12 protein-coding genes are annotated in these 13,970 nt (G+C 66.5%); 7 read left to right on the top strand and 5 right to left on the bottom strand.

The window, feature by feature from the left end:
* Positions 1 to 293: 293 nt before the first annotated feature.
* Positions 294 to 1,400 carry a non-hydrolyzing UDP-N-acetylglucosamine 2-epimerase gene (gene wecB, locus BC102111_RS11745; protein ID WP_101624487.1) on the bottom strand — a complete coding sequence of 369 codons (1,107 nt, stop codon included), beginning with the start codon at positions 1,398 to 1,400 and terminating at the stop codon, positions 294 to 296.
* A gap of 414 nt (positions 1,401 to 1,814) precedes the next feature.
* Between wecB and wecC the strand changes: the two genes are divergently transcribed.
* Entirely contained in the window at positions 1,815 to 3,074 is a 1,260-nt protein-coding gene (gene wecC, locus BC102111_RS11740; RefSeq protein ID WP_101624410.1) for a UDP-N-acetyl-D-mannosamine dehydrogenase, read from the top strand.
* Between the two features lie 108 nt (positions 3,075 to 3,182).
* On the opposite strand, the gene BC102111_RS11735 is transcribed toward wecC, so the two are convergent.
* The 4 genes from BC102111_RS11735 to BC102111_RS11720 form a co-directional block, all read right to left on the bottom strand.
* Positions 3,183 to 3,950 carry an ABC transporter ATP-binding protein gene (locus tag BC102111_RS11735; RefSeq protein ID WP_101624409.1) on the bottom strand — a complete coding sequence of 256 codons (768 nt, stop codon included), beginning with the start codon at positions 3,948 to 3,950 and terminating at the stop codon, positions 3,183 to 3,185.
* The gene (locus tag BC102111_RS11730) at positions 3,943 to 4,803 is read right to left on the bottom strand and encodes an ABC transporter permease (RefSeq protein ID WP_101624408.1); all 861 of its coding nucleotides are present in this window, start codon (positions 4,801 to 4,803) and stop codon (positions 3,943 to 3,945) included. Before BC102111_RS11730 ends, BC102111_RS11735 begins: the two co-directional genes overlap by 8 nt.
* Positions 4,804 to 4,874: 71 nt before the next feature.
* Positions 4,875 to 6,161 carry an FAD-dependent oxidoreductase gene (locus tag BC102111_RS11725; protein WP_101624407.1) on the bottom strand — a complete coding sequence of 429 codons (1,287 nt, stop codon included), beginning with the start codon at positions 6,159 to 6,161 and terminating at the stop codon, positions 4,875 to 4,877.
* Positions 6,162 to 6,321: 160 nt separating this feature from the next.
* Entirely contained in the window at positions 6,322 to 7,842 is a 1,521-nt protein-coding gene (locus BC102111_RS11720; RefSeq protein WP_063250417.1) for an alanine/glycine:cation symporter family protein, read from the bottom strand.
* A gap of 165 nt (positions 7,843 to 8,007) precedes the next feature.
* On the opposite strand from BC102111_RS11720, the gene BC102111_RS11715 reads away from it, so the two are divergent.
* From BC102111_RS11715 to BC102111_RS11690, 6 genes are all read left to right on the top strand, one after another.
* Positions 8,008 to 8,937 carry a dihydrodipicolinate synthase family protein gene (locus tag BC102111_RS11715; RefSeq protein WP_063250416.1) on the top strand — a complete coding sequence of 310 codons (930 nt, stop codon included), beginning with the start codon at positions 8,008 to 8,010 and terminating at the stop codon, positions 8,935 to 8,937.
* Between the two features lie 103 nt (positions 8,938 to 9,040).
* On the top strand, positions 9,041 to 10,048 hold the full coding sequence (locus BC102111_RS11710) for a proline racemase family protein (protein ID WP_063250415.1): 1,008 nt from the start codon (positions 9,041 to 9,043) through the stop codon (positions 10,046 to 10,048).
* Positions 10,049 to 10,083: 35 nt separating this feature from the next.
* Positions 10,084 to 10,848, top strand: a complete 765-nt coding sequence (locus tag BC102111_RS11705; RefSeq protein ID WP_101624406.1) for a GntR family transcriptional regulator — start codon at positions 10,084 to 10,086, stop codon at positions 10,846 to 10,848.
* 13 nt (positions 10,849 to 10,861) lie between these two features.
* Complete coding sequence (locus BC102111_RS11700; RefSeq protein ID WP_232252551.1) at positions 10,862 to 12,127, top strand: NAD(P)/FAD-dependent oxidoreductase; 1,266 nt, start codon at positions 10,862 to 10,864, stop codon at positions 12,125 to 12,127.
* Positions 12,124 to 12,465 carry a (2Fe-2S)-binding protein gene (locus BC102111_RS11695; protein WP_101624404.1) on the top strand — a complete coding sequence of 114 codons (342 nt, stop codon included), beginning with the start codon at positions 12,124 to 12,126 and terminating at the stop codon, positions 12,463 to 12,465. Before BC102111_RS11700 ends, BC102111_RS11695 begins: the two co-directional genes overlap by 4 nt.
* A complete protein-coding gene (locus tag BC102111_RS11690; RefSeq protein WP_101624403.1) occupies positions 12,462 to 13,925 on the top strand; it encodes an FAD-dependent oxidoreductase in 1,464 nt (487 codons plus the stop codon). The genes BC102111_RS11695 and BC102111_RS11690 overlap by 4 nt, the downstream gene beginning before the upstream one ends.
* Positions 13,926 to 13,970: the final 45 nt, after the last annotated feature.

The following is a 13,970-nucleotide window of genomic DNA, read 5'->3' as shown; positions in this document are numbered from 1 at the left end:
CTCGGATGCCTGAACCCATCCGGCAGACGCATCGCGAACATCGAGCTGACTCGTAGCGACCAGCGTCAACTAAGGCCATGAATTCGGCAGACATTAACTCCCGCAAGTGTTGTCCATTTAAATGAACACCGGAAGAACGCTCGAGGTCGAATCAGTAATCAACGATGCACAATCGTTGAACTCCTACGCAGCCTGGCCTCACTGAATTTGGGTCACCTGCGACATCCCGAGATCATGCATGACACCAACAGCAAATGCCTATTTGCGCAGCCTTTGAGACGAATCACGATCCGTCAGTCTCGGAGAAGCAGCTCCGCCAGAATGTCGACGCTTCGACCTGAGGACAATCCGTCACCATAAGGATTCACAGCGTTCGCCATCGAAGAGTACGCTTTTTCATCGTCCAAGAGAGTCGACACTTCGGTGACGATTCGATTCGTCGCCGTCCCGATGAGCCTGACCGTTCCCGCGTCAACTGCTTCGGGCCTCTCGGTGTTCTCCCTAAGAACCAAAACCGGTTTGCCGAGACTCGGCGCCTCTTCCTGGATTCCACCCGAATCGGTCAGAACGATGTCTGAACGAGCAATAAGGTGCGAAAACGCACCATACTCAACCGGTTCTATCGAGAGCACATTCTCTAGGTCCTCGATCTGGGGAGCGATGGATGCCCGGACCTTCGGGTTCTTGTGTGCCGGCCAGACGATGAGGAGGTCCGGATAGTCAAGCGCAAGGCGCCTCATCGCTCGACCGATATTGACCATGTTCTCCCCGAGGTTCTCTCTGCGGTGAGTGGTCACGAGAAGCACGCGCCTGTCCTCGGCCGCGCCGTCCTCAAGCTCGGGAATGGTGTTCTCTGTGGGGCGAGCGACCGCCCAATGCAGAGCGTCGATGACGGTGTTGCCGATGACGTGGATGTTCTCATCGGGCACCCCGTCGGCGAGGAGGTTGGCTCGGGACACCTCGGTGGGGGCCAAGTGGATCCGGGCGATCTGCGAAACGATCTTGCGATTCGCCTCCTCCGGGAACGGAGAATTGATGTCTCCGCTGCGCAGTCCTGCCTCGAGGTGAACCACGGGAATCTCGCGGTTGAAGGCAGCAATTGCCGCTCCCATAACAGTTGTGGTGTCACCCTGCACAATAACGGCGTCGGGTTTGTGCGCTTCGAGGACTTCGTCGATCTTCGAGATGACCGTCCCGGCAATTCCATTGAGAGTCTGCCCATGTGCCATGAGATTGAGGTCGACGTTCGGAGTGATGTCGAAGACCTCGTTGACCTGGTCGAGCATCTCTCGATGCTGGGCGGTGACGACAACCACCGGCGTCAGGCGAGGATCCTCTTCGAGGGCCTTGATCACCGGGGCCACCTTGATCGCTTCCGGTCGCGTCCCGTAGATGACCATGACAACCGGCTTGACTGCCGCGTCAATGTCGCTCACTCAATCTCCTCTGTTGAAACGCTTCATAGCGCTCTGTCACGAATTCCGGAATTCAGCTACTATGGTGACGAATTCGCCGGTCTTCCAGAGTCGCTTAATCGGAGTCCATCTGGAAAAACTGTGGCCGCTAATCTCCCGTGACAATATAGCATTGCCGCGACACCGCGAGTTGAGCGGACTATCTGAAGTTCATTCTCAGGATCACCGTAATTCACTTCTACGTTGTTGATACAGTTGACTCTGATTTCGGACGATTGCACGCGAGCACCCGCGCATGCGGTGGTTCTCTTCAGTACACCCGGACCCGGGCGGTGGACTGCCGAAGCTGTTCCTTGGCCACCCGACTGCGTCCGACCCGATAGCTTGGAGTCTCATTTCATGAACGCGCCCACCGATAGCATCCGCCCATCAGTCGCAGTCATCGGACTGGGGTATATCGGCCTCCCAACTGCCGCCATTCTCGCGAGCACCGGAGCGGATGTCGTCGGAGTCGACATCAACCAGAAGAACGTCGACGTCATCAACGCGGGCAAAGTGCCGTTCGTTGAGCCGGACATGGCGACCACCGTTGCCGGTGTCGTCTCGCAGGGCTTCCTCAAGGCGACGACCGAGACGCCGCATGCCGATAACTACATCGTTGCTGTGCCTACGCCGTTCACCGACGGGCACAAACCGGACCTCTCGTACATCGAAACGGCAGGCAAACAGATCGCGCCGCTTCTCGAGGGCAACGAGCTCGTCATCCTCGAGTCGACGTCGCCTCCCGGAGCCACGGAGTTCCTTGCGGACACAATCATGGCTGCGCGACCCGACCTCACACTCAAGCCCGGCACGTCGCAGTCGATCTACTTCGCCCACTGCCCGGAGCGCGTGCTTCCCGGTCGCATCATGATCGAACTCCGTACGAACGACCGCATCATCGGTACTCTCAACGGCGATGCCGGCGAACGCGCTCGCGATCTCTACCAGCTCTTCTGCGAGGGCGAGTTCCTCATGACCGATGCCTGCACCGCCGAGCTGTCGAAGCTCACTGAGAACGCCTATCGTGACGTCAACATCGCCTTTGCGAACGAGCTGTCGATGATCGCCGACAAGCTCGACATCAATGTCTGGGAGCTCATCGAACTCGCAAATCACCATCCGCGAGTGAACATTCTCCAGCCCGGCCCTGGCGTCGGCGGACACTGCATTGCAGTCGACCCGTGGTTCATCGTTGCCACGACTCCGGACTTCTCGTCGCTGATCAGAACTGCCCGTGAGGTCAATGACTCGAAGCCGCAGTTCGTTCTCGATAAGCTCCTCCCCCAGGCTAGGCGGATCAAGGATGTGCGCATTGCCGCACTCGGGCTCGCTTTCAAGCCGAACATCGACGACCTTCGCGAGAGTCCTGCCCGGCATATTGTTGATCAGCTGTCCGAAGAGCTGCCCGAGGCGACGATCTTGGCAGTCGAACCGAATATCGACCGACTGCCCGCGGACCTTGAGGGTCGTGACAATGTGACACTCACAGAACTCAGCGAAGCTGTCAAAGCGGCAGACATCGTCCTGTTGCTTGTCGACCACACCGAGTTCGCACGCATTGACCGTTCGCTGCTCGCCCAGAAGATCGTCCACGACACCCGAGGCGTCTGGAACTGATCGCCTCTCGAACTCACTGAATGCGACTGTGGGCGCCCGGATGATCCGGGCGCCCACAGTCTTTGAATGAACCGATCGTCGGCCTGAGCTCGGTCGACGACCACTCCCCTACTTGTACGACTCGTACTCCTTGACGACGTCATCGGTGGGGCCGTCGGCCCGCAGAACGCCCTTCTCGATCCACAGCGTGCGATTGCACGTGTCGCGAATCGAGCGCATCGAGTGCGAGACGAGGAAGACCGTACCGGCGTTCTCGCGGATCTCTCGGATCCGGCCCTCACTGCGCTGCTGGAACTTCTTATCGCCCACAGCGAGCGCCTCATCGACGATAAGGATCTCGTGCTGCACCGCGGTGGCGATGGCGAACTTGAGGCGCTGCGACATGCCTGAGGAGTAGGTGCGCATCGGCATGTCGATGAAGTCGCCGAGACCCGTGAAGTCGACGATGTCGTCGAACTTCGCCTCGATCTGCGATCGGGTCATCCCGAGGGCCAGACCGCCGAGGATGATGTTGCGCCCGCCTGAGAGGTCCGGGATGAGCGCGGCACCGACCCCGAGGAGGTTCGGCCGCGCACTCGCGTACACGGCACCCTGCGACGCCGGGGTCAGGCCGGTGATCGTGCGCATGAGCGTCGACTTGCCCGAGCCGTTGCTGCCGATGACGCCGATCGACTCGTTGGCGTACGCCACGAAGCTCACGCCCTTGAGCGCATGGACCTCGCGCAGTCCGCGGGTCTTCTGCAGCATGCCGCCGGCACCGCCGAGCTTGAGCTTCTTGCCCGTGGCCAGGGTCTTGTAGACGACGTGGACGTCGTCGCAGACGACGACGGGCGAATGCGGTTCGTTCGTCTCGCCGGGAGTAGTGTTCTCACTCATCGCGACCGTACCTTTCCTCGGCCTGCCAGAAGAAGACGAAGCCGAAGGCGAAGATCACCGCGGCCCAGATGGCGAAGTACCCGAAGTATTCGTAGGGGATCTCGTAGCCGTTCATCAGGATGCCGCGCGAGATCGAGAGCACCTCGTTGAGCGGATGCCAGTCCGCCAACGGCTGCAGCTCCGGCCTGCCAAGGCGATCGATCATCTCGTTGAGGGAGAAGAACACACCCGAGGTGTAGAAGATCATCCGGGAGATGAACGGCGTGACCTGGCTGAGGTCGCGGAAGTGCACGGTCACCCGGGCGAAGATGAACGCCACGCCCTGGCAGAAGATCCAGAAGAGGAGGATGAGCGGGATGAAGAGCAGCCACTCCCAGGACGGTCTGGCCCCGTAGATGACCGCGACGATGATCATCAGCGCCAGCGTCGGCATGAAGTTGAGGAGGTTCTGCATGACCGTCGCGATCGGCAGGACGATGCGCGGGAACGGCAGCGACTGGACGAGAGAGGCGTTCGAGATGATCGACTTCGCACCGCCGTTCATCGACGAGTTGAAGAACTCGAGCATGAAGACGCCGATGACGACGAAGGGCACGAAGTCCGGAGGCCGCACTCCCGCACCGTGCAGGAGGACACCGAAGATCGTGCCGTAGATGATCGCCGAGAACGTCGGGCGCAGCACGACCCAGAGCATGCCTAGCCGATTGCGTTCGTTCTCCGACTGGATCCGGTACCGGGACAGCGTCAGCGTGAAGTCACTGCGCTTCCACAGCTGCTTGATGTATTGGGGGAGAGACGGCCGCCCACCCACTCTGTCGAGTCCATGCTCGGCAGCAAGCTTGGCCATGTCCATGTAGGTAAAGATTCTCTCGTCGGCAATGGGGTTTGAACACAGGAAGTCTACGCGATGACCGCCTGCCGGTCTCACAAGCGGCTGTGAGCCTTGAAGTCGAATTCGGGATCGTCGAGCTGTGCTCGCGTCGGACGATTGGAGCCGGCGAGCACCCGTCGCGCGGCGGCCTGCATGGGCGGCCAGTTGAGCGTTTCGACGCCGACGAGCTCGGCCTCCGGCTCCGGTCCCGCGAAGTGGAAGACCTGGAACTTCGCCCCGCTGGGATCGCTGCGGACGATCGTATCCGTGGCATCAGGGCTGGTCAGACCCGCCGTGAAGACCTTCTCCGGGCCCTGGAAGCTCCAGTGCCACGGAACGTCGGTCCATGGTTCCACCGTCGCCGAGGCGGTCGCCCCGTCCCGTACGCCACCGTCGGCATCCTCGGCGAGGATCTGGTCGGCGAGGTACTTCCCGTGGCTCTCGGCAACCGGCTCGCAGGCCCACGGGTGGTTGACCGGGAACCGGCCGCCGACGATGTGGGCACAATCACCTGCCGCCCATACTCCCGGGTAGGCAGTGCGCAGGTGCGTGTCGACGTCCCACGCGAACGTCGGCGCCTCCCCCGCCACGGTGCCCTCGGGGTCGGCGGGATGCTCGTCGGTCGTCGGCAGGGACCCGTTGATGGGGATCCGCACCGGGCGGGCGCCGACGCTCGTGACGAAGAGATCATGGACGCCCTGCGGGATCGCCGCGGCGTCGGTGTGCTCGGTGACGAAGCGGACGCCGGCCTCCTTGTGCTTGGCGAAGAGCGCCTGCCGCACCGGTGCCGAGAGCTGCCGGCGCAGCGGCTCGGTCCCGCGCAGGTAGACCGTCGCCTTGTGTCCGGCAGCGACGGCGGCGCTGGCGACCTCGATTCCGAGGTATCCGGACCCGAGCACGCCGACGTCGAGAGGGTCTCCCGCCTCGGCGACGAAGCCGCGGATCCACTCCGCCTCGCCGAGGTTGTAGACCGGCAGCGCATCCGGGTACCCGGGGATCTCCGGCCGGTCGGCCTCCATGCCCGTCGCGAGGATGCAGTGCGTGAAGTCGAGGGTCTCCCCCGAGGCCAGGTGCACGGTCCCGGCGATCTCGGCTCCCGCCTCGGCGAGGGTGAGGGAGACGGCGCGATGCCGGACGTAGGTGATGCCCTCATCGGACTCGAGGTGGTAGGGCAGGTGATAGCGGGCGTCGTCGAAGAGGTGCTTCGACAGCGGGGGCCGCTCGTACGTGTCACCCGCCTCCGGGTCGACGAGGGTGACGGGCTGGCCTGCCTGGCTGAACTCTCTGGCGGCGGTGGTCCCGGCCAAGCCGGCACCGATGATGACGATCTGCTTCCCCATAGCTCCATGCTAGACCGGGACCGCCCCATGTCAGACCGGGTGAGGCGCGCGCCGGAGTGAGCGTCGTCACTGGCTGGCGGGTGGCTGGTCCGCTCGAGCACAAGCGCACTTTTCGACTGTTCCTCGCGTCGAAAAGTGCGCTCCGGCTTGAGCGAGAGGGTCACTGATGCCGCTGGGGCGCATCCACGCCGGTCTTCTGCAGCCGCTCATTGTTCGCGCGGGCCACGGCGACGGCCGCCGGCGGGTTCTCCCCCGTCCACGCGTCGGCGCCGCGGATGCCGAGTTTGATCGGATCGAAGACCGGGTCGAGTCCCGCCTTCTTCTGCGCCGTGTAGTCGCGCAGCACCTTCGAGACGAGCGGGGCGAGGAAGACGAGGCAGATCATGTTGATCCAGCCGAGCGATCCGTAGCCGATGTCGCCGATGCCCCAGATGAGGTCCGCGGGAAGGATCGCGGAGAGGAACGCGATGACGACCATGAGGACCTGGAGGATGCGGGTGACGATCCGCAGCGCGGCACCTTTGAAGAGGTATGCGGCCGCCGAGGTGGAGATGTAGTTGAACGCGATGAGCGTCGTGAACGCAAAGAGGAAGAGGGCGAGGGCGACGAAGACCGAGCCGAAGCCGGGGAAGACCGAGTCGAGGGCGACCTGGGTGTTCTCCGTGCCGGGCTCAATCCCGGGCATGTTCTCCACCAGGATCCGCCCCGCCTCGGTGACGACGTTGTAGCTGTCGGTCATGAGGATCATGATCCCCGTCGCCGAGCACACGAGGACCGTGTCGACGTAGATCGAGAACGCCTGGACGATGCCCTGCTTGGCCGGGTGGGAGACCGATGCCGCCGCCGAGGCGTAGGTGCCCTCACCGACGCCGGCGACGTTGGAGAACACGGCCCGGCGCACACCCCACGCCACGGCCGCGCCGACGATGCCGCCGAAGACCTCGTGGACGCCGAACGCCGAGCTGAAGACGAGCGCGATGACCGCGGGCACCTTGTCGAGATTGACGACGATGACGACGACCGCCAGCAGGATGTAACCGGCGGCCATGAACGGCACCGCCTTGTCGGCGACCGCGGTGATCCGCTTCGTCCCGCCGATGACGATGATGCCGAAGACGACGGCGACGATGAGGCCGGTCACCCATTCGGGGGTGCCGAAGGCGACGTTGGCGCTGTTGGCGATGTTGAAGCTCTGCACGCCGGGGGCGAGGATCGCGTAGAGGATGACGGTGGCAGCGGCGGCGATGACGGCGAGCCACTTCTGTCCGAGGCCGCGCTCGATGTAGTAGGGGATGCCGCCGCGGTACTCGCCGTCGATGCGGCGCTTGAAGACCTGGGCGAGCGTCGACTCGGCGAACGCCGTCGCCCCGCCGAGGATGCCCATGACGATCATCCAGAACAGGGCACCGGGCCCGGCCACGGCGATCGCCGTGGCGACACCGGCGATGTTGCCGACGCCGACGCGGCTCGACAGGGTGAGGGCGAGCGCCTGGAAGCTCGAGATCCCTCCCTCGTCGCCGGCGGAGCTCTCCTTGAGGATCTTCACGAGATCGGGCAGTCGTCTGATCTGCACCGCCCCCGTCCAGATCGTGTAGAGCAGGCCGAGGCCGAGGGCCATATAGGCCATGGGATTCCAGATGCCGGTGTTGATCGTGCCGATGACGTCGAGCAGGTCGTCCATTGGTCGACTCCTTTGTGACATGGACTCAGTGACAGGGACTGCGGAAACGGGACTGTGGAACTGTGAACCAGGGAACGTGACACACGCCACTCCGTGTGTGTACCATTGCACAGTAACATGTCACACCGCATTAATGAAGATGCGATCGAACCAGAGGGAGAACCCATGTCGACCAAGCCCTGGCACGGTGTCATCGTCGCCACCGCCCTGCCGTTCACCGACGACTTCGCCGTCGACTACGACGCCTTCGCCGAGCACGTCGCGTGGCTCGCCGCCCACGGCTGCGACGGTGTCGCCCCCAACGGGTCGCTCGGCGAGTACCAGACGCTCTCGGACGACGAACGCGCCCGGGTCATCGCCACCGCCGTCGAGGCGAGCCCGACAGGCTTCCACGTCATGGCCGGCACCGGCGCCTACGGTGCCCTCCAGTCCCAGCGGTGGGCGGAGCAGGCAGCGGAGGCCGGCGCCACCTCGGTGATGCAGCTGCCGCCGAACACCTACCGAGCCGATGCCGAGATCGTCAAGGACCACTACGCAAGGGTCGCCACCGTCGGCCTGCCCGTCGTCGCCTACAACAACCCCATCGACACGAAGGTCGACCTCGTCCCCTCCCTCATCGCCGAGATCCACGCCGCCGGCCACGTCGTCGGCGTCAAGGAGTTCTCCGGCGACCCCCGCCGCATCTACGAGATCAAGGAGCTCGCCCCCACCCTCGACATCCTCATCGGCACCGACGACACCGTCCTCGAGGTCGGCCTCGCCGGTGCCGTCGGCTGGGTCTCGGGCTACCCGAACGCGATCCCCCGCGCGTGCATCGAGCTCTTCGAGCTGTGCACCTCCGGCGACGTCGCCGACCTCGTCCGCGCCCAGGAGATCTACCGCGACCTCCACTCGCTCCTGCGCTGGGACTCGAAGACCGAGTTCGTTCAGGCGATCAAACTCTCGATGGACGTCCTCGGCCTGCGCGGCGGACTCTGCCGTCCCCCGCGCCTGCCGCTGTCCCAGCCGTTGGTCGAGCGCATCGTCGCCGACACCGAGGCCGCGGCCGCCAAGGGATACGCGACCGAGACCCGGGCGACCGCCTCGGCGCTCTAGATATCATGCGAAGACCGGATCCCGGGGACCTCCCGGGACCCGGTCACCCGAACCCCACCCCCTCACCGCCGAGGGGACCCCGGCCATCAACGAGGAGGCCGCCTTGCGCACGTCCCGCGTCTTTCACGCCGTCGACTCGCACACCGAGGGCATGCCCACCCGCGTCATCACCGGCGGGGTCGGCGTGCTCCCGGGAGCGACGATGGCCGAGCGCCGCACATGGTTCATCACCCACCGCGACGAGCTGCGCACCCTGCTCATGACCGAACCCCGCGGGCACGCGTCGATGTCGGGGGCGATCCTCCAACCCCCGACCCGCCCCGACGCGGACTGGGGTGTCCTCTACATCGAGGTCTCCGGATGCCTGCCGATGTGCGGACACGGCACGATCGGCGTCGCCACCGTCCTCGTTGAGACGGGGATGGTCGAGGTGAGCGAACCGGTGACGACGATCCGCCTCGACACCCCGGCAGGGCTCGTCCTCGCCGAGGTGGCCGTCACCGACGGTCACGCCGATGCCGTGACGATCACGAACGTCCCCTCCTTCTCCGACCGCCTCGGCGCCGAGGTGGAGGTGCCGGGCCTCGGGACGGTCACCTACGACCTCGCGTTCGGGGGCAATTTCTATGCGATCGTCGACACCGAGAGCCTCGGCATCGAGTTCCGGGAGGACCGGAGCAACAAGGACGAGTTGCTCGCGGCGGGGCTGGCGATCATGGACGCGGTCAACGCGACCGATCCGCCCGTCCATCCGGAGCGCGACGACATCAGCGGCCTCCACCACGTCTACCTCATGGCCCCGGGCTCGGATGCCCGGCGGTCCCGGCATGCCATGGCGATCTCCCCGGGCTGGTTCGACCGGTCCCCGTGCGGGACGGGCACGAGTGCGCGGATGGCGCAGCTCCACGCGCGCGGGCAGCTGCCGCTCGAGACCGACTTCGTCAACGAGTCCTACATCGGGTCCCGGTTCGTCGGCCGCCTCGTCGGGGAGACCACGGTGGGCGGCCGTCCGGCGGTCGTGCCGACCGTGACCGGCCGGGCCTGGGTGACCGGCACCGCGCAGTACTTCCTCGATCCGTCCGATCCGTTCCCGGCGGGATTCCTCCTATGAGTATCCTCGTAGTCAGCCGACGAAAGGACTCTCCCGTGCCGGATCTCCCCCGCCTCGATCGCCCGAAGAACCTGCGCGAGACCGTGCTGGGCCGCCTGCGCACGGCGATCATCACCGGCGACCTCGCCGAGGGGGAGCTCGTCTCGGCACCGGTGCTCGGCGAGCAGCTCGGGGTCTCGGCGACCCCGGTGCGCGAGGCGATGATGGACCTCTCCCGCGAGGGCCTCGTCGAGACCGTGAAGAACAAGGGCTTCCGGGTGACGACGATGACGGACAAGGACCTCGACGACCTCGCCGCGATCCGCCTCCTCATCGAACCGCCAGTCATGCACGCGGTCGCCGAGAACATCACCGAGGAGGCCTTCGCCGAGCTCACGGCACTCGCCGATGCGTGCGCCCGGGGTGCCGCCGAGGAGGACCTCGCCGAGTACCTCGCCCACGACCGCAGCTTCCACGCGCGCGTCCTCTCCTATGCCGACAACCCGCAGCTCACCGAACTCGCGACCTCCCTGCGCCTGCGTACCCGCCTCTACGGCATCGCCGCGCTCGCCCGCCAGGGCAGACTCGTCGCCTCCGCGCAGGAGCACCATGAGCTCATCCGTCTCCTCCGCGACCGTGACGGGGCCGGCGCCGAGGCGCTCATGCGCGCCCACATCGGCCATGCCCGCTCGATCTGGGCGACCGGCGGCGAGGCGGGCGACGCCGGCGATGCCGGCGGTGCAGGTGCCGGTGGTAGGAGCGCCGGCGGTGCGAGTGCGGGCAGTACGGGAGGTTCGGGCGGCCTGGGAGATGCACCGTGATGGGCCTCGGCGCATGAGGCGGCCGGACGGGACCAGCGACGTTCTCGTCATCGGCGCCGGCATCGTCGGCAGCGCGATCGCCTACTATGCGACCCGGGCGGGACTGAGCGTCACCGTCGTCGAGCGCGGTCTGCCCGCCTCGGGAACCTCGTCCCGCTGTGAGGGCAACCTCCTCGTCTCCGACAAGGAACTCGGACCCGAGCTCGCGCTCACCCAGTATTCGCTGAGCCTGTGGAAGGGCGAACTCGCCGAGTTCGCCGACCGCTGGGAGTTCGAGGCCAAGGGCGGGATCATCGTCGCCTCCCGCGAATCGAGCCTGGCCTCTCTCGACCGAGTGACCGCTGCCCAGCGGGCCTTCGGCGTCGAAGCGATCCCGCTCGACCCGAATCAGCTGCGCGAGCTCGAACCCCATATCACCGCCGAGGCGCTCGGGGCCGCGTTCTATCCCGATGACTCCCAGGTCCAGCCCATGCTCGCCGCCGGCCATCTCCTCGCCCTCGCCGAGGACCGCGGGGCGTGGCTCGTCACCGACTCCCCCGTCGTCGAGCTGCTGCGCGCCGGCGATCGGGTCACTGGGGTGCGGACGCCGACCGGGTCGTACTCCGCCGGGCACATCGTCAATGCCGCAGGAACGTGGGCGAGCGAGATCGCCGCGATGGCCGGGATCGAGCTCGCCGTCATGCCGCGGCGCGGCTTCGTCCTCGTCACCGAACCCCTGCCGCCGATGATCGCCCACAAGGTCTACGCCGCCGAGTACATTGACAATGTCGGCAGCTCCGCCGACGACCTCCAGGCGAGTCCCGTCGTCGAGGGCACCCCGGCCGGGTCGATCCTCATCGGTTCGAGCCGGGAGCGCGTCGGCTTCGACGAACGGGTCAGCAGTGAGGCGCTCGGGGCGATCGCCCGGAACGCCGCCACCCTCTTCCCGTTCCTCTCAGACACCCGCATCCTCCGCCACTACCACGGATTCCGCCCGTACTGCGCCGATCACCTGCCGGTCATCGGACCCGATCCAGGGGCGCCGGGGCTCTGGCATGCGTGTGGTCATGAGGGTGCGGGCATCGGACTGTCGGTGGGCACGGGCAAGCTCCTTGCCCAGGCGATGGCAGGCGAGGCCACAGACCGCGACCTCACGCCGTTCGCCCCCGAACGGTTCGCGCAGTCGGGACTCCTCGACGGGCCCGCAGAAGTCACCGGGGATTCGGGGATCGTCGGGCCGGCGGGGATCGAGGAGACAGGGCGAAAGGCTGTCCCCACACGGAGAGAGGAGTCGGCATGAGCGACGAGGTCACCGGGTCCTTCGACGGATCCCCGCTGAGCGCACCTGCGGGAGCGAGCGTCGCCGCTGCCCTCCTCGCTTCGGGACGCACGAGCTGGCGGACGACCCGGGAAGGTCGTCCTCGCGGGCTGTTCTGCGGGATCGGCGTGTGCTTCGACTGCCTCGTCGACATCGACGGTCAGACCGGGCAGCGGGCGTGCATGATCCCCCTTGCCGAGGGCATGGACATCCGCAGCGCGGGCGGACACGCTCATCGGGAGCGTCCGACACCCCGCGGTGACGGTCCATCTCGCCGCGGTGACGATGCGCCGACCGCCGACGATCGAGGCGAACGATGAGCCCCGCTCTCACGCCCGACATCGCGATCATCGGCGCAGGGCCGGCCGGCCTCGCGGCAGCGAATGCCGCGGCCGCGGGAGGGGCTTCGAGCATCGTCGTCATTGACTCGGCGGTCCAACCGGGAGGACAGTTCTGGCGGCACCGCACCGAAGCCTCGGCGAGCGATGACGAGCACCTCCACCACGGGTGGGACGACTACCTCGCCCTGCGGGCGGCCTTCGATGCGAGCATCGCCACCGGCGTCATCGACTACCGGCCCTCAACCTCGGTGTGGGCGGTGACGAGGAACGACGAGGGCTTCACCCTCCGCCTCGCCCCGAGCCACGGCCCCGGACAGTCTCCCGACCCGGTCGTCCGGGCCTCGCGCCTCATCATCGCCACCGGCGGTTACGACCGGCAGATCCCCATCCCCGGCTGGGACCTGCCCGGGGTCTTGGCCGCCGGCGGAATCCAGGGGTTCGCGAAGCAGAACGGCCTGCTGCCCGGCAGGCGCTTCGTCATCGCCGGCACCGGCCCGTTCCTCCTCCCCGTCGCCGACACCGTCGTCCGGCTCGGCGGCGAGGTCGCCGCCGTCCTCGAATCCTCCCGCCTCACCGGGTGGCTTCCCCACGTGAGGTCGGCCGCCGGGGTGCCGGAGAAGGCGCTCGAAGGTGCCGGCTACGCGTGGACGTTCCTCCGCGAGCGCATCCCCTATCGGACGCAGACGGTGATCACGGAGATCCTCGGCGAGGACCGGGTCGAGGCCGTGCGCACGGCACGGATCGACCACCTCGGCGAGGTGGTGCCCGGCACTGAACGGATCCTCGACGACATCGACGCCGTCGGTCTGGGGTGGGGGTTCACCCCGCAGCTCGAGCTGCCGGTGTCCCTCGGGGCGGGCACACGGGTCGATGTCGACGGGTCGCTCGTCGCCATCGTCGACGAGGGTCAGCGGTCCTCGGTGCCCGGACTCCTCCTCGCCGGAGAGGTCACCGGGGTCGGAGGTGCCGTGCTCGCGGTCGCCGAGGGCAGGGTCGCCGGTGCCGTCGCCGCCGCTGAGGTCACCGGGCGGACGGCGCCGGGGCTGCGCGCCGAGCGGGCGACGATCGCCCGTCACCGGGCGTTCGCCGCAGCGATGCACCGGGCTCATCCGGTGCCTGCTGGGTGGGAGGACCGCCTCGGCGAGGAGACGATCGTCTGCCGGTGCGAGGAGGTCTCAGCGGGTGCGATCGTCCGTGCTCGCGACGGGCTGGCCGCCACCGATACCCGGTCGCAGAAGAACATGACGCGTGCCGGCATGGGCTGGTGCCAGGGCCGCGAGTGCGGATTCGCCGTGACGTGCCTGGCGGGTCGCGGCGGCGAGGCTCCAGCCGGTGCCGGCGATCCGGCGCGTGCCGAGGATGCAGCTGCCTCACTGGCGCAGACGATGAAACGGCCGGTCGCCCAGCCGGTGCCGCTGTCGGCGTTCTTCGAGCTCTGAACCGACATCCCGATGACAAGTAGGTAGCCTCCGCAGTGGACCTCT

The sequence above is a fragment of the Brevibacterium casei CIP 102111 genome, assembly GCF_900169275.1.
In the GTDB taxonomy this organism is placed as follows: Bacteria; Actinomycetota; Actinomycetes; order Actinomycetales; family Brevibacteriaceae; genus Brevibacterium; species Brevibacterium casei.
The sequence above is the reverse complement of the archived record's forward strand: the minus strand, read 5'-3'. Positions and strand labels throughout refer to the sequence as shown.